Below are 26,140 nucleotides of genomic sequence, written 5' to 3'. Positions count from 1 at the left end.
CTGTGCAGGAACATCCAGATCAAATGAAGCTTGAGGACGAACCGTTTTTAAAGGGGACAGTTCAAGCCGTTATTTTCCATAATGAAAGTAATTTATACTCGGTGTTAAAGGTGAAAGTCATTGAAACATCGGAAAACTTAGAGGAAAAAACAGCATCTGTCACAGGCTACTTCCCAGCACTTCATGAGGAAGAAACTTACACCTTCTATGGCAAAGTCACAAGCCATCCGAAATTTGGTGAACAGTTTCAGGCCACTCATTTTCAAAAGGAAGTACCGACAACGAAGCAAGGAATCATTCATTATCTCTCAAGTGATTTATTTGAGGGGATAGGGAAAAAGACGGCGGAAGAAATTGTGGGGCAGCTTGGCAACCAGACGCTTCATAAAATTATGCGTGACCCAGCTGTTTTGTATGATGTTCCGCGCTTATCAAAAAAGAAGGCAGATAAGCTGGCTGCAGCGCTCCAGGAACATCAAGGATTGGAACAAATCATGATCAGCCTGAATCAATATGGCTTTGGTCCTCAGCTCAGCATGAAGATATACCAAGTGTACGAGAGTGAAACGCTGCAAAAGATTGAGGAAAACCCGTATCAGCTCGTCAAGGATGTCGAAGGGATCGGATTTATTAAGGCGGATGAGCTTGGCGCTAGAACCGGCATCTCAGGAAATGACCCAGAGCGAATCCGTGCAGCCCTGCTTTATACAGTCGAAACAGCAAGTCTTCAGGACGGTCATACGTACATACAAACGAAAGATTTGATCGTTGAAACCCGCAAGCTGCTCAATCAGACAGGCAATGAGTACAAAGTGACGGAAATGGATGTCGCCAATCAGATCATTGCACTTGGCGAAGGGAAAGAGATGATCATTGAAGATGAGCGCTGCTATCATCCGTCCTTATTTTATGCGGAGCAAAGTGTCGCCAAACGAATACAAAAAATCGTCTCCCAAACGGAATATGCAGATCAATTCCCTGAATCAGAATTCCTGCTCGCACTTGGCGAGCTCGAGGAACGGCTGGGCGTCCAGTATGCGCCGACACAAAAGGAAGCGATTCAAAAGGCACTCATGTCCCCGATGCTGCTTTTAACAGGCGGACCTGGGACTGGGAAGACAACGGTCATTAAAGGGATTGTTGAGCTTTACAGCGATCTTCACGGTGTATCTCTTGATCCGAGTGATTACAAAAAAGATGAATCCTTTCCATTTGTGCTTGCGGCGCCAACTGGACGAGCAGCTAAACGGATGACAGAATCAACAGGGCTTCCAGCTGTAACCATTCACCGTTTGCTCGGCTGGAACGGATCAGAGGGCTTTTCGCATGATGAGGAACAGCCGATTGAAGGAAAGCTTGTCATCATTGATGAATCAAGTATGCTGGATATTTGGCTTGCGAATCACTTGTTTAAAGCGATTCCTGATCATATCCAAGTGATCATGGTAGGAGATGAACATCAGCTTCCATCTGTCGGACCAGGCCAAGTGTTAAGGGATTTACTTGCCTCACAAGCCGTACCAGCTGTTACACTGACAGATATTTACCGGCAGGCAGACGGCTCCAGCATTGTTGAACTTGCACATGATATGAAAAATGGCGTCCTGCCAAAAGATATTACCGCACGTTCAAAGGATCGATCTTTCATAAAATGCTCAGCTGATCAAATGAAAGAAGTGATTGAGAAAGTCGTCAGCAATGCTGCTCAAAAAGGCTATTCAGCAAAAGACATTCAAGTGCTTGCGCCAATGTATAAAGGGAAAGCAGGCATTAATGAGCTCAATAAAATGCTGCAGCACATTTTGAATCCAAAAAAACCAAAGGGCAGAGAAATCCCGTTTGGTGATGTGGTGTACCGGACCGGTGATAAAGTGCTTCAGCTTGTGAATCAGCCGGAAAATAATATTTTTAACGGTGATATCGGCGAAATTGTCTCGATTTTTTATGCGAAAGAAAACACGGAAAAAGAAGACATGGCTGTGATCTCCTTTGATGGGAATGAAATCACCTTTACAAAAAAGGATTTTCATCAATTTACACATGCCTATTGCTGCTCCATCCACAAATCACAAGGCAGTGAATTCCCAATCGTTGTGCTGCCAGTCGTGAGAAGCTACTACAGAATGCTGCGGCGAAATCTGCTGTACACAGCTATTACACGAAGTAAAAAGTTTTTAATCCTGTGCGGCGAGGAATCAGCGCTGGAGTGGGGTGTGAAAAACAATGAGGATTCGCTCAGACAAACGTCCTTAACGATGCGGCTGATGCAAACTGATGAAGTTATGGATGCGGAGCTTGCAGCGCTCCAAAAAGAGCTTCCGTTTAGCGTACATGACGCAAATATTGGCATGGAGGGAATCACTCCGTTTGATTTTATGCATGAATAAAAGGCTTCCATACGGGAGCCTTTTTAGCGTGAAAAGAAATCCTCATATTACGTTCATGGAAGCCATTTCTTCGTATGAGTATCGAAGCAAACGCACACGATAAGACTGTTCCGCAAAAGGTGGTTGAGCACATTTTGAGAACATGTCGAGAGCTTGAAGGAATGTCAATCTATACAGGTGAGCTGTCTCATTCACTTGGTTCCATTAAAGATATTTGCTTATTAGCCGGAGGCAGCTGCGGAGGATATGTGTTAGATGGGAAAAAGAAAGACTGTGCACTCATTCCATTCTCTGCTGGTGATCAGCTGACAGACAAAGGCTTATATGTGAGCTGCCAGGAGGGAGTAGGCATGGATTCCTCTGCCCCATCCTTCTTATTTTCGAAATTGAAAAAGAAAATGATGCAGTCACCTGAGGGTGAAAATTTAGGCATTTTGGAAGATGTATACTTTTGCACAAATTCGGGCACAATCGTAGCATATGAACTCTCGGACGGCTTCTTTACAGAGCTATCAGGGATTCGAAAACAGCTGCAGGCTGCCGGAACCTTGATCAACGTTCAAAAGGAAGCACTTGTTCTAAACCGAACGTAAAGAGGTGCTGATTATGCTCATTTGCCCAAATTGCAAATGTAAAGACATCGGAAAAATTGGGGTCAATCAATATTATTGCTGGGGCTGTTTTATTGAATTGACGCTGTCAAAAGGCAAAATATCTACACACCAAGTGGAAGAAGACGGGACACTAAGCAGCTTAGATGATCTGTTTAGTGATGATGAACGTTCAATTCAACTATAAGTGTTAAGGGGGAATTTCGAATGGGCAAAATGACTTCTTCACTATTAACGCTTGGTGCAGGTGCACTCGCATATCACTTTGCAAGTCGATATGATATGCCATCAAAGCGGGATATGAAAAAGCTAAGAAAACGTGTTATGAGAATGATGTAAACAAAAAGGCATCCGCCAAAAGCGGATGTCCTTTTTTACGCCTGCCTGTATTCTAATCGGCGTGCAAGTAGTGATAAGCTGAAATTGACGACAAAATACATCATCGCCGCTAATAGGAAGATGGGCAGTAAGTAAGATTGGCTCTGACCGTTTAATATTTGAGCGTGATGCAATAGTTCTGGAAGTGCAATGACAACAGCAAGCGACGTATCTTTTAAAAGAGAGATGAATTGACTGACAATTGGCGGCACCATACGGCGTAAAGCCTGCGGCATAATAATCATTTTTAACGTTTGAATATAGGTTAAACCAGAAGACCTGGCTGCTTCGATCTGCCCCTTATCAATTGATTTTAAACCGCTTCGAATAATTTCTGACAGCATCGCTGATTCAAATACGGTTAAAGCTGCAATAGCCGAGGCTGTAATGCTCAGCTTAATGCCGATTTCGGGCAGTGCAAAATACGTAAAAAAGATGATCAATAAGAGCGGCAGGTTTCGAATGGTTTCTACGACGACTGCAAGTATCTTTGATAAAACCGGAATTTGAGCGAACCGCAATGTGCCAATGACTAATCCAATGAGAAAGCTCAAAATAATGGAGATAAAAGCCACTTTTAAGGTGACAGCAAATCCTTCAAGTAAAAAGGCGAGATGATCAGGCTGGTAGGCACCTAGAAAATCCATGGTGTTTCCTCCTTTCTAGTGGCTTCTTGCTAATCTTTTTTCTAAATAACCAACGCCTATACTGAGCGGAATCGTTAATAGCAGATAGAACATGGCAACAAAGATGTAGACATCAAATGTCACAAATGTTCTAGAAGCGATGAGGTCTCCTTGATACATGAGATCAAACCCTGCAATGACACCTAAAATAGAGGAGTTTTTGACAAGGTTAATAAATTGATTCCCAAGAGGGGGAATGACAATTTTAATCGCTTGCGGCAGAATGATATACCGCATCGTCCCGCCATAGGATAGACCTGAAGCGCGGGCGGCTTCCATTTGTCCAAGCGGTACAGCTTGTATCCCTGCGCGAATGGCTTCAGCAATAAAGGCAGACGTATAAATGGCAAGGGCAATGGTGCCAGCGGTGAAGCCATCTGCTACAATACCTAGCACGGGTAAACCAAAGAAGAAAACGAATGTGATCAATAATAACGGAATATTCCGAATAAATTCCACATAAGCCGTTCCTAACCAGTTGAGCGGCCTGAGTGGCGCAATTCTCATAATGGCAATGAGTGTACCGATCAAAAAGCTTCCAATCAAAGCAATGACACTTGCACCAATGGTATATTTAAAGCCTTCTACATAAAGATTGAAGTTTTCAGTGAGAATGGAAAACCGCAGCAATCAGTTCACTTCCTTCCTGACCAACAGGGGAGCCAATGAGCGGCTCACCCTAAGATAATAGGTCTTAACAAGTCAAACGGTTATTCTTTGATCCATTTTTGATGAATCTTGTCATACTCTCCATTGTCTTTTAAGGTTTTTAGGGCTTTATTGATCGCAGTTGTTAATTCCTGATCCCCTTTCTTTACAGCAATGCCATAAGGCTCATCTGTAAAGGTGCCGCCGACGACTTCGTAATTTGAATCCTCATCTGCCATACCAAATAAGATCGCATTATCAGTTGTCAGCACTTGCCCTTGGTTTGATTTTAAAGCTGTAAAAGCTTCCTGATAGTTCTCAAATTCTAATACAGACGCTTCAGGTGCTTTTTCGCGGATATTTTGAGAAGAAGTAGATCCTTTCACTGCAAGCACTTTCGTCCCTTTTTTAAGATCATCAATCGATTGAATGTCGCTTCCTTTTTTCACAAGCAGTGATTGTCCTGCTTCAAAGTAAACATCTGAGAAATTGACTTCTTTTTTACGCTCTTCGGTAATCGTCATGGTTGCGACGATCGCATGAATATCTCCTTTTTGCAGTAAAGGAATTCTCGTTTTCGATGTCACTTCTTTGAATTCTGCTTTTCCTTCATCACCGAGCATTTCCTTTGCGATGGCTTTTGCTATATCGATATCAAATCCTTCGATATCTCCGCTGCTAGGATTTTTTAGACCGAAGAGACGTGTATCATTCTTGACCCCGAATATGATTTTTTTGTCTTTCTGAATGGCTTCTAAAGAGCTTCCTTGCTTTGCATTCGTCGAGCCTTTTTCAGCAGAGCCGCAAGCAGCTAAAGCGGCAATACAGCAAGTCATAAAGAGTAGTAGGCCAAAGCGTTTCATTTTTTTCATCAAATCTTTCCCCCTAGTGATTTAAAATACGGCTTAAAAAGAGCTGAGCGCGTTTCTCACGCGGTTTCTCATAAAATGCAGCCGGTGTTGACTCTTCAAGAACTCTGCCTTCATCAATAAAGACAATGCGGTCGGCCACTTCCCTGGCAAACCCCATCTCATGTGTGACGACAACCATGGTCATTCCTTCTCGGGCGAGCTGCTTCATCACATCTAGTACCTCTCCAATCATCTCTGGGTCGAGTGCCGAAGTCGGTTCGTCGAACAGCATGACCTCTGGCTTCATCGCAAGCCCTCTTGCAATGGCAACACGCTGCTGCTGTCCGCCTGAGAGTCTTGAAGGGTAGGCGTCAGCCTTATCAGGAATGCCGACTTTATGTAAATAAAATTCGGCTGTTTCCCTCGCTTCTTCCTTGCTCACCTTTTTCACCTTCATTGGCGCAAGCATAATATTTTCAAGCACCGTTTTATGAGGATAGAGATGAAAATGCTGAAACACCATCCCGATATTTTGCCTGACAAGATTAATGTTGGTCTTCGGATGCTGAACAGGCACTTGGTTGACGAGTACCTTTCCCTCATCAATGCTTTCAAGACGATTGATGCATCTGAGCATCGTGCTTTTACCTGATCCTGAAGGACCGATGATCACGACCACCTCACCTTTTTGAATATGTAGGTTAATGTCCTTAAGTACATGGAACTGGCCATAATGCTTGTTGACTTCTTCGAATGTGATCATGAAAAACCTCCTCTTGTACATGATGGAATATTCAGTGGACATATTTTAGTGACTTTTGATGGAGCTGTATGTTTCATGTGTATTCATTTTTAACAAAGTTAGGACAAATTTTATTTACATGGATAATTGCAGAAGAAGGTTAAACAATAAGAAAAGAGGTGAAAAAGGTGAAGAAACGTCCGATCCAATTTCTGTTATATGCTGCAGGGGTCCTGCTTGTCCTTGCATCCTTGCTCATTTTACTGCAGCTCGACGAGTTATGGATGCCTATTTTTTTGTTGTTAAAGGCGGTTCTGATTCCGCTTCTCATTGCTATTTTTATTTCTTATCTGCTTTATCCGATAGTGGAAAGATTGCACGCGGGGGGCTTACCAAGGACTGTTAGTCTCTTATTGATTTATGTACTGTTTTTTGGCGGGATTGGGCTTGCGGTTTATAAAGGGGCACCTGTCATGATTAAGCAGTTAAATGAGCTGTCAGAGCAAATTCCTGTGCTTGCCGAAACGTATAATGGCGCCTTATCTCATATTCATCGTCATACTAGCCATTGGCCCGACGGACTTCACGACAGGCTGGACCGTTTGATTGTTCAATCGGAGACATATGCAGCTAACGGCGCTGAGCGGATGATTCTTAGCTGTAAAGTATTACTTGATTACGCATTAGTTGCAGCGCTCATTCCTTTTCTTGTTTTTTATATGGTGAAGGACATGAATACGATGAAGCGGGCTGCATGGTATTTAACGCCGCCCTCATTTCGAAAGAGGGGGCATGCGTTTGTGAAAGCAGTTGATGAATCGCTTGGTAATTATATTAGAGGGCAGCTGCTTGTCTGTTCCTTAATCGGCGGTGCAGCAGCCATTGTGCTCTGGCTGTTTCATATCCCGTATCCGCTTGTCCTAGGTATGCTGATTGGCGCAACGAATGTCATTCCGTATTTTGGACCGATTATTGGCGCGATTCCCGCTGTCTTTATCGCGTTTACCATCTCGGTCAAATCGGTTATTATTGTGCTGATTACAGTAGCAGTGCTGCAATTTTTAGAAAGCAACGTCCTCAGCCCGATCATCGTTGGGAGGAGTCTTCATATGCATCCTGTCGTCATTATGCTTGTTTTGCTCGCAGGAGGAGAGTTATTTGGCTTAATTGGGATGATTTTAGCGGTACCTACAGCTGCTATAATCAGGGTGATCATTGTGCAATATATCCTCATGAGACGAAGCGTTCATTGACAAGAGGAGCCGAGTTGTCTATAATAATTTCGATTCATACATACTGAATTCAATGACGGACCCGAGTACGTTAAAAAGCTGTTGCAGAGAGAGGCTTTATTTTGCTGAGAAAAGCCTTATCAGACCTTTAACGGAAGCTAGTCCCGAGTGCAGATAAACACTGCCGCTCTCTTCCGGCGTTATCGGATGTGAAGGTGATAGACGAATAGGTCTATAATCAGGGTGGTACCGCGAGAGCATCTCGTCCCTGTGTAAGTCGTTTTGTGCTTGCATAGGGCGGGATGTTTTTTCGTTTGTGTGGAGATTGATGAATGATAAGGGAGGATTTTTGAATGAAAACTTTAACTTCAGCTCAAGTACGCCAAATGTTTTTAGACTTTTTTAAAGAAAAAGGACATGCTGTAGAACCGAGTGCGTCACTCGTACCGCATGACGATCCGACACTTTTGTGGATTAACAGCGGCGTGGCAACATTAAAGAAATACTTTGATGGCCGCGTCGTACCTGAAAATCCGCGTATTTGCAACGCGCAAAAATCAATTCGTACAAATGATATTGAAAATGTAGGAAAGACAGCACGCCATCATACGTTCTTTGAAATGCTCGGCAACTTCTCTATTGGTGATTATTTTAAAGAAGAAGCGATTGAATGGGCGTGGGAATTCCTCACAAGTGACGAGTGGATTGGCTTTAACCCGAATTTGTTATCTGTAACTGTCCATCCAGAGGACGAAGAGGCGTATGTTCTATGGAGAGATAAAATCGGTGTTCCTGAAGAACGTATTATTCGTCTTGAAGGAAACTTCTGGGATATTGGCGAGGGCCCAAGTGGACCGAATACGGAAATTTTCTATGACCGCGGCGAATCATACGGTGACGACATGAACGATCCAGAATTATATCCTGGCGGAGAAAATGAGCGTTATCTAGAAGTGTGGAACCTTGTGTTCTCTGAATTTAACCATAATCCAGATGGGTCATACACGCCGCTGCCGAAGAAAAACATTGATACAGGGATGGGTCTTGAACGAATGGTATCCGTCATTCAAAACGTGCCAACGAACTTTGAAACAGATCTATTCATGCCGATTATTCGTGCAGTTGAGACCATTTCTGGAGAAAGTTATGGCGAGACAAAGGAAAAGGATACAGCATTCAAAGTCATTGCTGACCACATCCGGACGGTTGCCTTTGCTGTAAGTGATGGAGCGCTTCCTTCCAATGAAGGCCGAGGGTATGTGTTAAGACGTTTGCTTCGCCGTGCAGTGCGTTATGCAAAAACCATTCACATCCATCGCCCGTTTATGTTTGACCTAGTTCCAGTTGTGGCGGAAATCATGAAGGATTTCTACCCAGATGTACAAGCAAAAGAAGAATTTATTGCGAAAGTCATCAAAAATGAAGAAGAACGTTTCCATGAAACACTGAACGAAGGGTTAGCCATCTTGTCAGAAGTCATCAAAAAAGAAAGAGACAAAGGCAACACGCAGATTTCAGGTGAAGATGTCTTTAAACTGTATGACACGTATGGATTCCCTGTTGAGCTGACAGAAGAATACGCAGAAGATGAGAACATGACAGTGGATCGAGAAGGCTTCCAGGCTGAGATGGAGAAGCAGCGTGAACGCGCAAGAAATGCGAGACAAGATGTCGGCAGTATGCAGGTTCAAGGCGGCGCTCTAGGAGATATTAAAGTAGAAAGTACATTCGTTGGCTACGAAAATCTAACGGCAGATGCCCATATTGTCGAATTGCTTCAAAATGGTGAAATTGTCACAGAAGCACATGAAGGCGATACGGTACAAATCTTGTTAGATGAAACACCTTTCTATGCGGAAAGCGGCGGACAAGTGGCTGATAAAGGAACATTAAAAAGCGCTGAAGTCATCATCGACATTAAAGATGTGAAAAAGGCGCCAAACGGTCAGCATGTCCATGAGGGAGTGGTTGTAAGCGGTACAGCCAAAAAAGGACTTGAAGTCACTGCAAAAGTGGAATCAGCTCTTCGAAAAGGCATTGTGAAAAACCATACAGCGACACATCTTTTGCATCAGGCGCTAAAAGATGTATTGGGCAGCCACGTGAACCAAGCGGGATCATTGGTGAATGAAAACAGACTTCGCTTTGACTTCTCTCACTTTGGACAAGTGACAAAAGAAGAATTGTCTCAGATTGAAAAAATCGTGAACGAAAAAATCTGGGAAGGCATCTCTGTTGCGATTGACCTGAAGCCGATTGCTGAAGCAAAAGAAATGGGTGCAATGGCGCTCTTTGGCGAGAAGTATGGCGATATTGTCCGCGTGGTCCAGGTAGGCGATTACAGCATCGAGCTATGCGGCGGCTGTCACGTGCAAAACACGGCGGAAATCGGGTTGTTTAAAATTGCGTCTGAATCGGGTATTGGTGCTGGAACACGCCGGATTGAGGCTGTGACTGGTAAAGGTGCATACGAAGAATTAAATGACCAGCTGGCCATTTTAGAACAGGCAGCAAGTGAGCTGAAGTCAAATACGAAAGACGTACCAAAACGTATCGCCGCATTGCAGGCAGATTTAAAAGAGGCTCAAAGAGAAAACGAATCTCTTCTTGCAAAATTAAGCCAGGCTGAAGCAGGCTCTATTTTAGAGAAAGTGACAGAAATCGGCGGAGTGAAAGTGTTAACTGAAAAAGTAAACGCGAAAGACATGAACCATTTAAGAACAATGGTTGATGACTTAAAAGCCAAATTAGGATCAGCTGTCATTGTGCTCGGAGCCGTTCAAAACGGAAAAGTAAACATTTCAGCAGGAGTGACAAAAGACGTCATCGAAAAAGGTCTGCATGCAGGGAAACTTGTAAAGCAGGCAGCTGAAATCTGCGGCGGAGGCGGAGGCGGACGTCCAGACATGGCACAAGCAGGCGGTAAACAACCGGAAAAGCTAGAAGAAGCACTGGCAACTGTCGAAGAATCTGTCAAATCCGTTTTATAATCAGGCGATGTAGTGTAGAATAATGGTATTAGATGAGCGGTTAGAAAAAAGCTTGCTAGTAGAATGTTGGAAGAGAGGTGCAAGAAGCAGTGAGTTCATTTGATAAGACAATGAAGTTTAACTTCTCTGATGATTCAGCTGAAACCAATGTGAATGAAGTGCTCATTACAGTATATGACGCACTCCAAGAAAAAGGATACAACCCGATCAATCAAATTGTCGGATACTTGCTGTCAGGCGACCCTGCTTATATTCCAAGACATCAGGATGCACGCAACCTAATTCGTAAACTAGAACGAGACGAATTAATTGAGGAATTGGTTAAATCGTACTTAGAGACACATAAAGAGGCGTAAAACATGAGAATTTTAGGCTTGGATTTAGGCACGAAAACCCTTGGTGTTGCGATCAGTGATGAAATGGGATGGACAGCGCAAGGGATAGAAACAATTAAAATTGATGAAGCAGGCGGAGACTTCGGTCTCAGCCGCCTGTCTGAGATCGTCGCGCAATACGGAACGGATAAAATCGTACTTGGCTTTCCAAAAAATATGAACGGTACGGTCGGTCCTAGAGGCGAAGCCAGCCAATTATTTGCGAAAGTGTTAGAAAACACGTACAATGTTCCTGTTGTGCTTTGGGACGAGCGTCTGTCGACAATGGCAGCGGAAAAAATGCTCATCTCTGCAGATGTGAGCAGACAAAAGCGTAAAAAAGTCATTGATAAAATGGCGGCTGTTATGATCCTGCAAGGGTATTTAGACAGCTTAAATTAAAATGAGGTGAATCAAATGGAACACGGAGAAAAGCAAATTACAATCGTTGATGATAATGGAAATGAACAGCTTTGCGAAGTACTATTTACTTTTGAAAGCGACCATTTTAACAAATCATATGTTCTTTACTACCCAATTTCTGAGCAAGACAATGAAGAAATTGAAATTCATGCATCAAGCTTCACGCCGAACGAAGACGGTGAAGATGGCGAGCTAGAGCCTATTGAAACGGATGAAGAGTGGGACATGATTGAAGAAACGTTAAATACGTTCTTAGATCAAGAAGAAGACGAAGAATAGAACGAATAAAAGGCCTGTGAACGGATCTTGGTGATCTTTCTTCACAGGTCTTTTTTTACGATCAATATGTTAACTTTATTTTATTTTATGTTGACATAATAAACTGTACCTTTTACTCTATTTTTAACAATGAATTGAGTGAGGGGTATGAATATTGAAAATTCAAGACATGATGCAAATGGCGTTAATGACAGCGGTTATCGGAATGTTAGGGTTGATCCCGCCGATTTTACTTACGTTTACACCTGTACCAATCACATTGCAAACGGCAGGTCTTTTGCTTGCTGGGGGGCTGTTAAAGCCAAAACAGGCACTGATCAGTTTACTTCTGTTCCTCTTGGTTGTGGCAGCAGGCGCACCTCTTTTGTCTGGTGGGAGAGGCGGAATAGGGGTCTTTTTTGGACCAAGCGGGGGTTTTTTATTAGCTTATCCAGTGGCTGCCCTTATGATCAGTTTGTGGCTGAACCGTCTGAAAAAAGTAACCGCTCTGCGTCTTTTTATGATCTATGCGGTATGCAGTATCGGGATTTTATATCTATGCGGTATTCCTTTTCAAGCCATGATGATGGATATAAAGGTCACTCAGGCAGCTCTTCTTAGTCTGATTTATATTCCAGGTGATCTCATCAAAGCGGGCATGTGTGCCGTTCTCACGGTGAAAATCATTGAGGCCATGTCATATCGAAAAAGGGATGTGCATAAAGGGAGGCGTGCGGTTTGAACAGAATAACGGATAGCTATGCATTACATGCAGAAATGAACCCAGATCATATCGCCATCATTGATGGAAAAGAAAGGGTCACTTATCAAGAGTGGTATGAACGTGTCCAGACATCGGCACAATGGCTACAACGAACGGCTCATGAGAAAAAAAGAGTCGCTTTTTTATTATCAAATGGTGCTTCTTTCTTGCAAATATTTGCTGGCGCTGCTTGTGCAGGGTGGACAGCTATCCCGCTTGATCCGAGATGGGGCCATGAGGAATGTGTAGAAAAGCTCTTGTTAAGTGAGGCAGCTCTCGTCATTATAGAGAATCGATATATGAAAAGATTTGAAAAACACAGCGTAGACATGCCGGTTTTTTCTTTATCTGAATGGAAGGAAAGAATGAGCCTGATCACACAAGGTAACAAAAGCGACAGCGAGAACGACCCTGTCTTTTATATGGGATTTACGTCAGGATCAACGGGTTCACCTAAAGCCTTTATCAGGCGTCAGCAGTCATGGATCGAAAGCTTTCGAACGACAGCGGATACATTTGGAATCACTCATCAAGATCATGTTCTTATAGCAGGCACACTCTTATCCTCTCACTTTTTATATGGTGCCATCAGTACCCTATACTTTGGCGGCACAGTGACGCTTTTAGAAAAATTCACGCCAGTGAAAGCAAAGAAAGCTTTAGAGACAGGAGACATCACTCTTATGTATACTGTCCCGACAATGACAGAATCGTTACTGCAAATTAATGCTTTTGAGGGAGACAACCCGCTTCTTGTCATATCATCCGGAGCAGATTGGGGCATCTCATCAAAAAAACAACTTGTCACCAACTATCCGCATGTCACTTTTTTTGATTTTTACGGCACATCAGAGTTAAGCTTTGTTTCCTACTTATCTTCAAATGACTTTCTGCAAAAACCTTCTTCTGTCGGACGACCCTTTTCTTCCATTCAAGTCGAAGTGAGGCGGGCCGATCAATCTGTCTGCCAGCCAAATGAGACAGGAAGAATTTATGTGAAGAGCCCAATGTCTTTTTCAGGCTACTTACATGAGGTGAAACCGCCGGAGGAGTGGCTGACAGTTTATGATATGGGCTGGATGGATGAAGACGGCTATTTGTATATGAGCGGCCGTGAGAATGGCATGATCGTCTATGGGGGGCTGAATATTTTTCCGGAGGAAATTGAACGCGTGCTAAATGAACAGCCCGAGGTGAAGCGGTCGATTGTGGTTGGCGTTCCTGACCCATATTGGGGTGAAATTCCTGTTGCCATTATTGAAGAAGGACAGCAGACAAAGACGGTTCGGCAAGCTGTCAAAGAAAAATTGGCTGCCTACAAGATGCCTAAAAAATGGCTTGTCATTGATCAAATGATTGAAACATCTGGGGGGAAATTAGCACGTGCCAGCATGAAAAAGTGGGCGGAGGAGCAGTTGTCATGCAAGCAGTAATCGTACAAGCAAAACGGACACCCTTCGGTGATAAAAACGGGATGCTGAAGGATTATCGTCCAGAGCAATTAGCCGCGCCCCTTATTCAGCATTTGTCTCAAGGGATGACGCCGGACGACGTCATATTAGGCAATGTTGTAGGAGGCGGCGGAAATATGGCCCGTCTGTCCTCATTAGAAGCAGGGCTTTCTTTGCACGTTCCTGGTATGACGATTGATAGGCAGTGTGCCTCTGGTCTTGAAGCAATCCGAACAGCTTGCGTCATGGTTCAATCAGGGGAAGGCTCAATGTATATCGCTGGCGGGACTGAGAGCATTTCCAGATCACCAATGAAAGAAAGAGCCCGCTTTTCACCTGAATGGATAGGAGATCCGGCTATGGGCGAAGCAGCAGAGCTGACCGCCTCGAGATTTTCTGTGACAAGAAAAGAACAAGATGATTATGCGCAATTAAGCTGGGAAAGAAGTATAGACTCAATCAAACGTGGTACATATTCAGAGGAAATTGTTTCGATTAGCGGACTGAGCATTGATGAAGCGGCCGCTAAAATAAGACCGATGGAGAAGCTGATCCAGCGGGCAAAGCCTGTATTTTCACCGGGAAAAGGAACTGTGACTGCCGCCAATAGCTGCAAAGAAGCAGACGGGGCAGCAGCGGTCGTTGTGATGGAAAGAGCGTTAGCGGAGGCGAATGATTTTCAGCCGATGCTGCGATATGCTGGAAGTGCTGTGACGGCGATGCATCCACATTTTCCAGCTGCTGCGCCGATTGATGCGATCAAGAAACTTCTAGATCAAGAGAAAATTAAGGCAGAGGATGTAGCGCTGTTTGAAATCAATGAAGCCTTTGCTCTGAAAATAGCGTTGATTGCTCGTACGCTTGGTATTCCTTATGACCGGATCAATAAAAGAGGCGGTGCACTTTGTCTTGGTCATCCATACAGCGCATCGGGAGCTGCTATGATGGTGAGACTATTTTACGAAGCACGCGCTTTACCAAATGGAAGCTATGTCATGGCTGCTATTGGAAGCGGTGGCGGCGTTGGTTTAGCCGTATTATGTCAAGTTCTGTCATGAGATGCATGAGCAAGTAATTGCCGAACTCCGTCGAATCATGTACTATAAAAGCTAGATGTGAGGAGGGCCATGCATGTTTTCAGAACAAAAGAAACGACCATTTTTTAAAAGAAAAATGGGGATCGTCCTGTTATCTGTTCTTGCTGTCATCATCATTGCAGCATTATCAGGCTTTTTATATGTTAAATCAGCACTTGGACCGGTCGATCAAAAAAGCAAACAAACGATTAATATTCATATTCCAAATGGGACATCTGTCCGTGAGATTGCGGGCATTTTAAAAGAAAATGGGCTCATTTCGAATGACACGATTTTCACTTATTATGCAAAATACAAAAATGCGTCCGGATTTAAAGCAGGGTATTTTCATTTAAAACAAACGATGGACGCAGACAAGCTGATTCAAAAGCTGACATCTGGAGGGACAGACTACGCCTTTCAGCTTGTGATTCCAGAAGGAAAACAGCTGTCTGATATTGCGGCGATTATTGCAAACCAGACGCATTTTTCAGCCAAGGAAGTGGAAGCAAAGCTTGATGATCCTGCGTTTATTCAAACGTTAATGAAAAAATATCCGAAAACGGTGACATCACAGGTAAATGGCAAACAGGTGAAACATCCGTTAGAAGGTTATTTATTCCCTGCGACGTATCCATTTTATCGCGAGGATGAATCACTCGAAACGATCATTGAAACAATGATTAAACAAACAGATCAATACGTGAAAACGTATGAAAAAGACATGAAAAAGACAAACATGTCCATACATGATGTGTTAACGATGGCATCACTGATTGAAATGGAAGCGACGGAAAAGACGGATCGAGCAAAAATCTCCAGTGTATTTTATAACCGGTTGAAAAAGGACATGCCGCTTCAAACCGACCCAACCGTTCTTTATGCACTGGGTGAGCATAAATCGCGCGTTTATTACAAAGACCTTAAGGTGAAATCTCCTTATAATACGTATAATAACAAGGGGCTGCCGCCTGGACCTATTGCAAATGCTGGTGAATCTTCATGGAAAGCGGCACTGCATCCAGAGAAAACGGATTATGTGTATTTCCTTGCGAAGAAAAATGGAGAAGTCGTCTTTACGAAAACGTTAAATGAGCACAACAAAGCGAAAGCAAAATACATCACAGGCAGTAATTAATGTACATGTGAATCGAAAAAGACTGTAGACAATACAAGATTGCCTGCAGTTTTTTTCGTTGAAATATCCATTTTATAGGTTCGCAATTACCACTTCTTTGTGGTAAAATATATCGGGTTGTTTTTACTTAGATGAACGAAAGATTGACGAGAAAGAGAGCTGCAATAGGCAGGACTCTTCTTTTTCAGGTCATGAAGGAGCTAGACAAATAATGACTATCGAAGATGATCAAATCAATGATTATATTGAACATTTAATTCACCCAAGTCCTGATGCAATCGCTCAATTAGAGGTATACGCAAAAGAGCATCATGTGCCAATTATGGAAAAGGTGAGCATCGAGCTTTTACTGCAGCTGCTGTCGATGAAAAAGCCGAAGAAAATTCTTGAGGTTGGGACAGCGATTGGCTACTCCGCCATTCGAATGGCGACAACTCTGCCAGATGCTGAGATTTATACGATTGAGCGAAATGCGAAACGCTATGAAGAAGCGACACGGAACATTGAGGAATTAAAGTTAAAAGAAAGAATACACGTGTTCTTTGGTGATGCCATGGAATCGGCTAAAACGGTCCAAACGATGGCGCCCTATGACGTGATCTTTATTGATGCCGCAAAAGGGCAGTACAAACGTTTTTTTGAGCTGTTTGAACCGATGCTTGCTCATGACGGAATGATCATAACAGACAACGTATTATTCAAAGGCTTAGTGGCAACGAACTATGAAGAAGAAATTGAAGATAAACGAAAAAAACAATTAATTGGAAAAATTGATCGATACAATCAATGGCTCATGTCAAACCCTGATTTCCAAACGTGTATTATTCCAGTTGGAGACGGGATCGCCATTAGTACAAAAAGAGGTGACCAATCATGAAAAAACCAGAATTGCTTGTGACGCCAAGCAAGGTGTCAGACGTACTGCCATTAATCGAGGCGGGAGCTGATGCATTCTTCATAGGCGAACAAACATACGGTATTCGTCTTGCAGGCGAGTTTTCAAGAGAAGATGTGAAACAGACGGTTGAGCTGGCACATGCGCATCACAAAAAAGTGTATGTGGCGATGAACGCGATTTTTCATAATGACCGTGTGCAGCTGCTTGGAGATTATTTAACCTTTCTCGATGCATTAAACGTAGATGGCGTCGTCTTTGGAGACCCAGCCGTGATCATGGCCGCAAAGGAAACTGGGGTGAGCCTGAATCTCCACTGGAGTACAGAAACGACTGGGACAAACTATTACACTTGTAACTACTGGGGCAGAAAAGGCGCAACGCGTGCTGTTCTTGCCAAAGAGCTGAACATGGACAGTGTAATCGACATTAAAGAAAATGCTGAGGTGGAAATCGAAATTCAAGTTCATGGCATGACATGTATGTTTCAATCGAAACGTACGCTCATTGGCAACTACTTTGAATACCAAGGCAAACAAATGGACGTTGAAGGCAGAAATATGGAGGAAGGACTATTCCTTCATGACCAGGAACGTCAAAACAAATACCCTATTTTCGAGGATGCAAACGGCACACATATTATGAGTCCTAATGATGTGTGTATGATTGACGAATTAGAAGAATTTGTTGACGCAGGCATTGACTCATTTAAAATTGACGGAATTTTAAAGTCACTTTCTTATATGACAGAGGTGACGTCACTATATAGAAAAGCAATTGATTTATTAGCGGCTGACAAAGACGCCTATGAAGATCAGAAAGAGGACTGGGTGAAGCGAATTGAAGAGATTCAACCAGTGAATCGCTCGATTGATACAGGATTCTTCTTTAAAGAAACGGTTTATTAATATAAGAGGAGGCGAGGAAATGGCACTATTGAAAGATGGTATTTCTGAAATGATTGATGGAAAACGTGTCATTACAAAAAAACCAGAACTGCTTGCACCAGCAGGAAACTTGGAAAAGCTGAAAATTGCTGTACATTACGGAGCAGACGCGGTCTTTATTGGCGGGAAAGAATTTGGACTTCGCTCAAATGCCGATAACTTTTCCATTGAAGAAATGGCTGAAGGCGTCGCATTTGCAAACAAATACGGTGCACGAATTTATGTGACAACGAATATCTTTGCCCACAACGAAAACATGGACGGACTTGAGGAATACCTTCAAGGGATTGAAGGCGCTGGAGTAGCGGGCATTATTGTGGCTGACCCGCTGATCATTGAAACGTGTAAACGTGTCGCACCGAAGCTTGAAGTCCATTTAAGCACACAGCAATCTCTTTCGAATTGGAAAGCTGTTCAGTTTTGGAAGGAAGAAGGTCTTGAGCGTGTGGTGCTTGCTCGCGAGACAAGTGCGCTGGAAATTAGAGAAATGAAAGAAAAGGTCGATATTGAAATTGAAACGTTCATTCACGGTGCAATGTGTATTGCTTACTCTGGCCGCTGCGTGCTCAGTAACCACATGACGGCAAGAGATTCTAACCGCGGAGGCTGCTGCCAGTCCTGCCGCTGGGATTATGATCTTTATAAACTAGAAGGTTCTGAGGAAGCGCCATTGTTTGGAGAGGAAGACGCACCATTTGCGATGAGTCCAAAAGACTTAAAGCTTGTCGAATCCATTCCTCAAATGATCGAAATGGGAATTGACAGCTTGAAAATCGAAGGGCGAATGAAATCAATTCATTATGTGGCAACTGTCGTGAGTGTATATCGCAAAGTCATTGACGCCTATTGTGCTGACCCGGACAATTTTGTCATTCAGCAGGAATGGTTAGATGAACTAGATAAATGCGCAAACCGTGACACAGCGCCAGCCTTTTTCGAAGGTGTACCAGGAACGGATGAACAAATGTTTGGCATTCATGGAAAGAAAACGACATTTGATTTCGCAGGTCTCGTTCTTCATTATGATGAAAAAGAACAAATCGTCACATTGCAGCAGCGCAACTTCTTTAAAGCTGGCGATGAAGTCGAATTTTTCGGACCAGAAATTGAGAATTTCACATGCAAAATTGAGACGATTTGGGATGAAAAAGGAAATGAACTAGATGCCGCTCGTCATCCGCTGCAAATCGTAAAATTCAAGCTCGATCAAAAAGTATACCCTAGCAACATGATGAGAAAGGGGAAATAACAGGCACATGAGGAGTAAACCAGTTGTCATTGGAATTGCTGGCGGCTCGGGTTCAGGTAAAACGAGCGTCACCAATTCGATCTATGAAAAATTTAAAGGACATTCCATCCTCATGCTTCAGCAAGATTTATATTACAAAAATCAAAGTCATATGCCATTTGAAGAGCGCTTGCTTACGAATTATGATCATCCGCTTGCATTCGACAATGACCTGATGTTTGAGCATTTGGAACAGCTCCTAAGGTACGAATCCATTGAAAAACCAATATATGATTTCAAGCTAAACACACGTTCAGAAGAGACTGTCCATGTTGAACCAAAGGATGTCATCATCGTTGAAGGCATCTTTGCACTAGAAGATGAACGTCTGAGAGACTTAATGGATATTAAACTGTATGTTGATACAGATGCAGACCTTCGCATCATTCGCCGCATTTTACGCGATACAAAAGAAAGAGGCCGTTCAATCGATTCTGTGATTGAACAGTATGTATCTGTTGTCAGACCAATGCATAATCAATTCATTGAACCGACAAAGCGATACGCCGATATCATCATCCCAGAAGGCGGCCAAAACCATGTGGCGATTGACCTAATGGTAACAAAAATTCAAACGATTCTTCAAAACCGAGCAGAGTAAATGGTGGAGAAGAAAAAGACCTTTACATTGTAAAGGTCTTTTCAACATCATGATAAAGAGAATAAATACCAATATTTCACTTGTTTCTATAAGTAGAAGCTGCTTAAATATTTTTAGAAGGAACACCTTTAATGAAAGATTTGGTATGATAGGAAAACAATGATGTGAAATAGATGTAGAAAAATGCCGTTTTCAAGCTGAATATTGAAGTTGTTTCGATTTTGTAATAGTATATTAAAAAAACGACAAACAAATCATCACAAATTTTCAAACAATTCTTGATCAAAAAGCAATTTTGTAATAATATAGCATAGACATATCGTACACTGACCATATTATGTATTGGAAGATGGAGAATGGATAAGCTATTCTTCTACATATGATCGAAATGGCGAACGAGGTACAGGAGCTTCCTGTGCCTTTCCACAGTTTGTGCGATGAAGATAGATCATCTTTAGACCACTGAGAGTGGTTCTGTCTGAAAAAAGGCATAATAGTTGCATCTAAAAGGGACGCCATGTAAGATGGACTTTTACAAATATGGGACAGAAGGAATGAGGGCCTGAAGAAGTCCTCATTCTTGTATATTTCAGTCGTCACTCACGTGCAGAAAGTTTGTATGATGAGGATTAATAGAAGGAGTGAATGATTCATGGCACAAGAGAAAGTATTTCCAATGACAGAAGAAGGAAAACGTAAATTAGAAGAAGAGCTTGAATATTTGAAAACGGTTAAACGTAAAGAGGTTGTAGAGCGTATTAAAATTGCTAGAAGCTTTGGAGACCTCTCTGAGAACTCGGAATATGATTCTGCTAAAGAAGAGCAAGCGTTTGTAGAAGGCCGTATCACAACGCTTGATAATATGATTCGCAATGCCAAAATTATCGAAGATGAAGGAAACTCAAATATTGTCTCACTTGGTAAAACAGTCACTTTCGTTGAATTACCAGACGGAGAAGAAGAGTCTTACACTATCGTTGGAAGTGCAGAAGCTGATCCGTTCGAAGGAAAGATTTCAAACGATTCACCAATCGCAAAAAGTCTGTTAGGCAAACAAGTAGACGACAAAGTAACCGTTCAAACACCTGGCGGAGAAATGTTCGTCCAAATTGTAAAAATTTCATAATCACGTTTATACGATAAACACCTCGTCCACAATAGGGACGAGGTGTTTTTATGCGCAAAAAACGTAGAATTCAATGGACAGGTGCTATTATTTTTATGCTGCTGCTCGGTCTTCTCATGAGACTGGCAGAAATTCAACTGTTTTTCACAGAATCTTTTTCAAAGCTTGATATCAATTTAATACAAGAAAGTGTCAAACAGCGTACAGAAGAAGTGGTCATTTCAGATGGTCGCGGTGAATTTTTAGATCGAAACGGCGAAGCGCTTCTCACAAAAGAACAGCCCGCGGTTATCTTATTTCCTTTTCTGCAATATGATCTTCCTCATTTAAAACAAACTGCCTCTATTCTTGAGATGGAAGAAGATGAACTCAAAAAACAGCTGATAGAAACCAAAAAACCTCTGATTCTCAAAGATGACATCACGAAAAAAAAGTTGAAAGACATCAATGATATGAAATATTCAGGTGTTTACGGCGTATATATGAAAGAGAAGGACAAAAAAAGACTTGCCCTCCACACATTAGGCTTCACGAGTGAAAATCCAGAATTGCTCAGAAAGCGTTATCCTGACAAAAAAGAGCTTTCCATCCGTACAGAAATCGGTACTTTTGGGCTAGAAAGTACCTTTGACGAATTTCTATTACCCGAGCAAGACACAAAATTGTTATATCATGTGGACGGAAGGGGAAACCCTTTGTTTGGAATGGACGTCAAATATACAGCAGAGGCTCATTCATTTTATCCTCTTCAGGTTCAAACAACAATTGATGAAAACATGCAAGCTGAAATGGAGAAAGTTCTGAAAGAACAAGACGTCGAAAAAGGCGGGGCCGTTCTGCTCGACATTGAAAGCAGCAGCGTGCTGGCGATGGCGAGTACGCCAAATGTCACAAGCAAAAACCGGCATGAGGCAAGAAATTATATGCTGACTGCCATGGCACCAGGCTCTGTCTTTAAAACCGCTGTACTTGCCGCAGCAATCGAAAAAAACCTCGACCAGCCACAAACGATGTATGACTGTCGAAAGAATTTATATGGAGAGCCAGAAGGAACGCAGGAAGTGCTGAATCTGTCTGAGAGCTTTTCGCAGAGCTGTAATTATACCTTTGCGACACTTGCTGGCAAGCTTATCCAAACAGATGATCAAATCATCGAAAAGACGGCTGCAAAGCTTGGACTCATTGATCGAGCTGGCTGGGAAGGGGATGTCTATCATAAGCAGCATTTCAAACAGTTTGATCGTGAAGAAACCGGCAGTGTGTGGGGAGATAAAAGAGACAAGCATGTCAAAAAAGCCATTGCCCAAACCGCAATAGGACAAAAAAATGTCAAAACGACTCCTTTGCAAATCGCCAATATGATGGCATCGATTGCGAGAGGCGGAGAACGAAAAGAAGTGAAAATCGCTGAAAAAGTGCTGTATCAAAACGGAACAACGATGCTAACCTTTCAAAACAAACGACCGGAAGGAGACAGTATTGACCGCTATACAGCTCAAAAGCTGCAAAAGTACTTAAGGCAGGTGGTGACGTCTGACAAAGGAACAGGAAGAAGATTTCAAGATCTTCCATTTGATGTAGCGGGGAAATCAGGCACTGCCCAAACCGGCAGTAAAGATAAAAAGGGGAATCCGCTTTATCATAAGTGGTTTGCTGGGTACTTTCCGGTGGAAAAACCAAAATATGCTCTTGTCGTTGTTCACCTTGATGAGGCAAGTGGCCGGGCTAAGACAAATGATGCGTTTTATGATATTGTAAAAAAGGTCAATGAAATTGAAAAGAAACAGACATAGAACATCCCTTCATGTCATGTTAGAATAGTAACGACTTAGGGAACGAGGCAAAGGAGTGCAGAGATTTTGAGTAGAAATTCTCGATTTGAACATCGTGATAAGCGCAGAAAGGCGAATATGGTGCTTAACATATTAATTGGTATCGTTGTGGTGCTTATTTTGGTTGTCGCATCGAGTTTGTTAATTTTTAATAAACCGAAAGATACAGATGTAGCGAAAGAACCATCAAAAACGGCGCCTGCAACAAGTGAAAATAAACAAAACTCAGAAGAAGATGTGAAAGATCAAAAGAAAGACACATCCGATGATTCAGATGCAAAAAAAGAGGACTCATCTGATCAAGACGACGATACGAAGAAGACAGATGATGAAGAAGAGCCTAATAAAGATGCGTTAAAAGACGCCAAAGAAACAGACGGCGGCAAAACGAGTGACGTAGACAAAACATATGAAAGCGATGACTGGGAGCCTGTAGGAACAGAGCAATCCGGTTCACATACAGCAACCTATGATTCTAACTCAAAAGACTGGAAAGAAATGATCAAAGCCATGTCCTATGCGACGGGGATTTCAGAAGATCAAATGACGGTTCTTTGGTTAGGAAATAACGGAGGTCCTCAAGATGCAAAGGGAACCATCCGTGACAAATCATCAGGTGAACGCTACCGCGTGGAAATCACATGGGTAGATGAAAAAGGCTGGAAACCTGTAAAGGTTGAAAAATTAAAATAAACATGAAAAAAAGATAGCAGCCATGCTATCTTTTTTATTTAGATATTCGCCTTAAAATGAACAACCGCTGTATACAAAATCCGGTCATCAATCACAGTTGTTTGATGACTGACAGAATGAACAGTCAGCAAGATTGCCTGATTATGTTCAATTTGTTTTTGGATCTTTTGTTCAAGTTCTTTTAAAGACGATGCTTCAAAGAATTCAATTTTATCCTTTAGAAAATCCAACTGAAAATCCATTTGATTCACTCCTCCATACTCTCCATTCATCTTAATCTCTCTCCTCTAAAAGGGCAAATATTTTTCTACCCCTCCCAGTATTTTTTAGTAGGAAAGAAACAGAAGATGTGGTAGGATAAGAACTGTTCGACGAATTAAAGCATACTATACGCATAGGAATAAATAGATAAAGTGGAGGGAAAGAAAATGGGACGTGAGTTTCTTTCTTTATTTGATCATTGGGCTGAGTCTTATGACGACACGGTAAGTGGTCATGACGAGCAGTATGAAGAAGTGTTTCGCCGGTATCCGGCCATTTTAAAAGAGATTGTAGAACGTTCAGGTCAATATGTCCTTGAGTTTGGAAGCGGCACGGGTAATCTAACAGTGGCACTGCTTGCAGCTGATAAGAACGTGTTTGGTGTTGAACCATCAGACGCCATGAAGAAAGCGGCTCTTCAAAAGGGAGTACCCGATGTGTTTCATGATGGGGATTTTTTATCATTTCCAGCGCCGCCATTTGAGCCGGATACGATTGTCAGTTCATATGCTTTCCACCATTTAACGGACGAAGAAAAAAAACAAGCCATTCACACCTATAGCAACATCCTTCACTCAGATGGTAAAATAGTCTTTGCTGATACAATGTTTCAAAATCAAGCAGCACATCAAGCGGAAATCGACAAAGCGAAAGCCGCAGGATTCGATCAGCTTGCTGAGGATTTAGAAACGGAATATTATCCATCCATTGATGTGCTAAAGCAAATCTTTGAAGAAGAAGGTTTTAGCACGTCCTTTCATCAAATGAATGATTTTGTTTGGATCGTAGAAGCGAAGAAAAGGGAATGAAAGGATGTTTTTGATTTGAAAATCGCAGTCATAGGTGCAATGGAAGAAGAAGTGACAATATTAAGAGACCAACTAAAGAATGCTACACAAGAAAACATCGCTGGGTGTGAATTCACAACAGGTGTTTATGAAGATAAAGAAGTGATTTTATTAAAATCAGGGATTGGAAAAGTAAATGCAGCGGTCAGCACAACACTTCTGCTTGACCGCTTTCAGCCGGATTATGTGATCAATACAGGATCTGCTGGCGGTTTCCATCACACATTAAATGTAGGGGATATTGTCATTTCTACTGATGTTCGACATCATGATGTGGATGTGACAATCTTTGATTACGAATACGGACAAGTACCAGGGTTGCCAGCTGCTTTCGCTGCAGACGAAAAGCTTGTGAAGCTGGCAGAGGAATCGGCTTTAGAGATCGATCATATTCAAGTGGCAAAAGGAACAATTGCAACAGGAGATTCGTTTATGAATGATCCGGATCGTGTAGCGTTTGTGAGAGAGAAGTTTCCAGAACTATATGCGGTGGAAATGGAAGCCGCAGCTGTTGCACAAGTTTGCCAGCTCTTTGGAACGCCATTTGTTGTCGTTCGAGCGCTATCTGATATTGCAGGGAAAGAATCCAATGTCTCCTTTGATCAATTTCTTGAGCAAGCAGCGATTCACTCAACCGACCTTGTCTTGCGTATGATAAAGCAAACTCAATAAAAGAAGGGGTTCCCCCTTCTTTTCCATACAAAGGAAGGGAATCATATGGCTGTCATAAAGGATATTACAGAATTAATTGGCCGCACACCGCTTTTAAAGCTGTCAGGGATTGGCATCCCAGATGGTGTAGAGGTGTATGCAAAGCTTGAAATGATGAATCCGGGTGGAAGTATTAAAGATCGTTTAGGTGATATGCTCATAAGAGAAGCATTGGCATCAGGCAAATTGCGTTCAGGCGGAACCATCATTGAAGCAACTGCTGGAAACACAGGAATTGGTCTTGCCCTCAGTGCAAGAAAGCATCAATTGCGTACCATTTTTTGCGTACCAGAACATTTTAGTCAAGAAAAACAACAACTAATGAAGGCGCTCGGTGCAGAGATTATTCATACACCAAGAAAAGAGGGCATGAAGGGTGCGATTGATCGAGCTCTTGAATTAGAGGCAAGCCTTGACAATGCCTATTGCGTTTTACAATTTAAAAACCAAGTAAATCCATTGACTTACTATAAAACGCTTGCCCCAGAGTTATGGTCCGACCTACAAGGAAACATTGATGTATTCGTAGCAGGAGCGGGATCTGGAGGAACTTTTCAAGGGTGTGCTGCCTATTTAAAAGAGCAGCATCCGGCGTTAAAAACAATTGTTGTCGAACCTGAAGGATCGATTTTAAATGGAGGAGATCCGGGCCCGCATAGAACGGAAGGAATCGGCCTTGAATTTATCCCAGATTATATGGAATCTGCTTTATTCGATGAGATTTATACGGTCAGTGATGATGATGCTTTCCAAATGGTGAAAGAAGCTGCTGAAAAAGAAGGCGTTCTCATTGGAAGCTCTTCAGGTGCCGCATTATATGCCGCTTTAGAGGAAGCAAAGAAGGCAGCACCTGGGACAGTCATTGTCACCATTTTTCCTGACAGCAGTGAACGCTATTTAAGTAAAGGAATTTATGAGGGAGGAAAATAG

Annotated in this window: 28 protein-coding genes and 1 other annotated feature; of the genes, 23 read left to right on the top strand and 5 right to left on the bottom strand. The window is 42.5% G+C overall.

Annotated elements, in window-relative coordinates; translation table 11 throughout:
* Positions 1-2 precede the first annotated feature (2 nt).
* The 4 genes from recD2 to C6Y07_RS05495 all read left to right on the top strand — a co-directional run bounded on the left by recD2 (position 3) and on the right by C6Y07_RS05495 (position 3,337).
* Positions 3-2,387: an SF1B family DNA helicase RecD2 gene (gene recD2, locus C6Y07_RS05510; protein WP_060596861.1), complete on the top strand. Its 2,385-nt coding sequence runs from the start codon at positions 3-5 to the stop codon at positions 2,385-2,387.
* Between the two features lie 74 nt (positions 2,388-2,461).
* Positions 2,462-2,980 (top strand): PRC-barrel domain-containing protein, encoded by a 519-nt coding sequence (locus C6Y07_RS05505; protein WP_045209900.1) that lies wholly within the window; start codon positions 2,462-2,464, stop codon positions 2,978-2,980.
* A gap of 13 nt (positions 2,981-2,993) precedes the next feature.
* On the top strand, positions 2,994-3,185 hold the full coding sequence (locus C6Y07_RS05500) for a hypothetical protein (protein ID WP_003216308.1): 192 nt from the start codon (positions 2,994-2,996) through the stop codon (positions 3,183-3,185).
* 20 nt (positions 3,186-3,205) lie between these two features.
* Positions 3,206-3,337 (top strand): YrzQ family protein, encoded by a 132-nt coding sequence (locus tag C6Y07_RS05495; protein WP_003216198.1) that lies wholly within the window; start codon positions 3,206-3,208, stop codon positions 3,335-3,337.
* 35 nt (positions 3,338-3,372) lie between these two features.
* Here C6Y07_RS05495 and C6Y07_RS05490 read toward each other — a convergent pair whose 3' ends face one another.
* From C6Y07_RS05490 to C6Y07_RS05475, 4 genes are all read right to left on the bottom strand, one after another.
* Positions 3,373-4,023, bottom strand: a complete 651-nt coding sequence (locus C6Y07_RS05490) for an amino acid ABC transporter permease (RefSeq protein ID WP_003216394.1) — start codon at positions 4,021-4,023, stop codon at positions 3,373-3,375.
* 15 nt (positions 4,024-4,038) lie between these two features.
* Entirely contained in the window at positions 4,039-4,692 is a 654-nt protein-coding gene (locus C6Y07_RS05485) for an amino acid ABC transporter permease (protein ID WP_060596859.1), read from the bottom strand.
* 80 nt (positions 4,693-4,772) lie between these two features.
* Entirely contained in the window at positions 4,773-5,582 is an 810-nt protein-coding gene (locus C6Y07_RS05480) for a transporter substrate-binding domain-containing protein (protein ID WP_095285500.1), read from the bottom strand.
* Positions 5,583-5,595: 13 nt separating this feature from the next.
* Complete coding sequence (locus C6Y07_RS05475) at positions 5,596-6,324, bottom strand: amino acid ABC transporter ATP-binding protein (RefSeq protein ID WP_060596857.1); 729 nt, start codon at positions 6,322-6,324, stop codon at positions 5,596-5,598.
* 167 nt (positions 6,325-6,491) lie between these two features.
* Between C6Y07_RS05475 and C6Y07_RS05470 the strand changes: the two genes are divergently transcribed.
* The 16 genes from C6Y07_RS05470 to C6Y07_RS05395 all read left to right on the top strand — a co-directional run bounded on the left by C6Y07_RS05470 (position 6,492) and on the right by C6Y07_RS05395 (position 23,390).
* Positions 6,492-7,556 carry an AI-2E family transporter gene (locus tag C6Y07_RS05470; protein WP_106036921.1) on the top strand — a complete coding sequence of 355 codons (1,065 nt, stop codon included), beginning with the start codon at positions 6,492-6,494 and terminating at the stop codon, positions 7,554-7,556.
* Between the two features lie 43 nt (positions 7,557-7,599).
* Positions 7,600-7,808, top strand: a binding site (T-box leader).
* An 80-nt stretch (positions 7,809-7,888) separates the two neighbouring features.
* Positions 7,889-10,525: an alanine--tRNA ligase gene (gene alaS / locus C6Y07_RS05465; protein WP_106156330.1), complete on the top strand. Its 2,637-nt coding sequence runs from the start codon at positions 7,889-7,891 to the stop codon at positions 10,523-10,525.
* An 89-nt stretch (positions 10,526-10,614) separates the two neighbouring features.
* A complete protein-coding gene (locus tag C6Y07_RS05460; RefSeq protein WP_024718370.1) occupies positions 10,615-10,881 on the top strand; it encodes an IreB family regulatory phosphoprotein in 267 nt (88 codons plus the stop codon).
* 3 nt (positions 10,882-10,884) lie between these two features.
* On the top strand, positions 10,885-11,301 hold the full coding sequence (ruvX, locus tag C6Y07_RS05455) for a Holliday junction resolvase RuvX (protein ID WP_034661502.1): 417 nt from the start codon (positions 10,885-10,887) through the stop codon (positions 11,299-11,301).
* A 15-nt stretch (positions 11,302-11,316) separates the two neighbouring features.
* Complete coding sequence (locus C6Y07_RS05450; protein ID WP_034321391.1) at positions 11,317-11,601, top strand: DUF1292 domain-containing protein; 285 nt, start codon at positions 11,317-11,319, stop codon at positions 11,599-11,601.
* A 154-nt stretch (positions 11,602-11,755) separates the two neighbouring features.
* Positions 11,756-12,322, top strand: a complete 567-nt coding sequence (locus C6Y07_RS05445; RefSeq protein WP_034661500.1) for a biotin transporter BioY — start codon at positions 11,756-11,758, stop codon at positions 12,320-12,322.
* On the top strand, positions 12,319-13,776 hold the full coding sequence (locus C6Y07_RS05440; RefSeq protein WP_106156328.1) for an acyl-CoA synthetase: 1,458 nt from the start codon (positions 12,319-12,321) through the stop codon (positions 13,774-13,776). Before C6Y07_RS05445 ends, C6Y07_RS05440 begins: the two co-directional genes overlap by 4 nt.
* Positions 13,764-14,852 (top strand): acetyl-CoA C-acyltransferase, encoded by a 1,089-nt coding sequence (locus C6Y07_RS05435; protein WP_106031253.1) that lies wholly within the window; start codon positions 13,764-13,766, stop codon positions 14,850-14,852. Before C6Y07_RS05440 ends, C6Y07_RS05435 begins: the two co-directional genes overlap by 13 nt.
* A gap of 73 nt (positions 14,853-14,925) precedes the next feature.
* Entirely contained in the window at positions 14,926-16,008 is a 1,083-nt protein-coding gene (gene mltG, locus C6Y07_RS05430; RefSeq protein WP_106036918.1) for an endolytic transglycosylase MltG, read from the top strand.
* 211 nt (positions 16,009-16,219) lie between these two features.
* Positions 16,220-16,885, top strand: coding sequence for an O-methyltransferase (locus C6Y07_RS05425; protein ID WP_060596851.1), 666 nt, complete (start codon positions 16,220-16,222; stop codon positions 16,883-16,885).
* Positions 16,882-17,811, top strand: a complete 930-nt coding sequence (locus C6Y07_RS05420) for a peptidase U32 family protein (RefSeq protein ID WP_060596850.1) — start codon at positions 16,882-16,884, stop codon at positions 17,809-17,811. The genes C6Y07_RS05425 and C6Y07_RS05420 overlap by 4 nt, the downstream gene beginning before the upstream one ends.
* A 19-nt stretch (positions 17,812-17,830) precedes the next feature.
* Positions 17,831-19,099 carry a peptidase U32 family protein gene (locus C6Y07_RS05415; protein ID WP_034661487.1) on the top strand — a complete coding sequence of 423 codons (1,269 nt, stop codon included), beginning with the start codon at positions 17,831-17,833 and terminating at the stop codon, positions 19,097-19,099.
* Between the two features lie 7 nt (positions 19,100-19,106).
* Positions 19,107-19,739: a uridine kinase gene (gene udk / locus C6Y07_RS05410; RefSeq protein ID WP_024423106.1), complete on the top strand. Its 633-nt coding sequence runs from the start codon at positions 19,107-19,109 to the stop codon at positions 19,737-19,739.
* 652 nt (positions 19,740-20,391) lie between these two features.
* The gene (greA, locus tag C6Y07_RS05405) at positions 20,392-20,865 is read left to right on the top strand and encodes a transcription elongation factor GreA (protein WP_007501433.1); all 474 of its coding nucleotides are present in this window, start codon (positions 20,392-20,394) and stop codon (positions 20,863-20,865) included.
* 50 nt (positions 20,866-20,915) lie between these two features.
* The gene (locus C6Y07_RS05400; protein WP_106031256.1) at positions 20,916-22,658 is read left to right on the top strand and encodes a peptidoglycan D,D-transpeptidase FtsI family protein; all 1,743 of its coding nucleotides are present in this window, start codon (positions 20,916-20,918) and stop codon (positions 22,656-22,658) included.
* Positions 22,659-22,724: 66 nt separating this feature from the next.
* Positions 22,725-23,390 carry a YrrS family protein gene (locus tag C6Y07_RS05395; RefSeq protein WP_034661482.1) on the top strand — a complete coding sequence of 222 codons (666 nt, stop codon included), beginning with the start codon at positions 22,725-22,727 and terminating at the stop codon, positions 23,388-23,390.
* A 38-nt stretch (positions 23,391-23,428) separates the two neighbouring features.
* On the opposite strand, the gene C6Y07_RS05390 is transcribed toward C6Y07_RS05395, so the two are convergent.
* Entirely contained in the window at positions 23,429-23,632 is a 204-nt protein-coding gene (locus C6Y07_RS05390; protein WP_034620637.1) for a YrzA family protein, read from the bottom strand.
* Between the two features lie 186 nt (positions 23,633-23,818).
* On the opposite strand from C6Y07_RS05390, the gene C6Y07_RS05385 reads away from it, so the two are divergent.
* From C6Y07_RS05385 to C6Y07_RS05375, 3 genes are read left to right on the top strand one after another with little or no spacing between them, the layout of a single operon-like run.
* The gene (locus C6Y07_RS05385) at positions 23,819-24,460 is read left to right on the top strand and encodes a class I SAM-dependent DNA methyltransferase (RefSeq protein ID WP_106031258.1); all 642 of its coding nucleotides are present in this window, start codon (positions 23,819-23,821) and stop codon (positions 24,458-24,460) included.
* A 15-nt stretch (positions 24,461-24,475) separates the two neighbouring features.
* Entirely contained in the window at positions 24,476-25,171 is a 696-nt protein-coding gene (gene mtnN, locus C6Y07_RS05380) for a 5'-methylthioadenosine/S-adenosylhomocysteine nucleosidase (RefSeq protein WP_034661478.1), read from the top strand.
* A 45-nt stretch (positions 25,172-25,216) separates the two neighbouring features.
* Complete coding sequence (locus C6Y07_RS05375; protein WP_106156326.1) at positions 25,217-26,140, top strand: PLP-dependent cysteine synthase family protein; 924 nt, start codon at positions 25,217-25,219, stop codon at positions 26,138-26,140.

Origin of the sequence: Bacillus sp. LNXM12-1 (assembly GCF_003004375.1) — a bacterium.
Classification (GTDB): domain Bacteria; phylum Bacillota; class Bacilli; order Bacillales; family Bacillaceae; genus Bacillus.
Note: the sequence above shows the minus strand (reverse complement) of the source record. Positions and strands in the feature narration are given on the sequence as shown.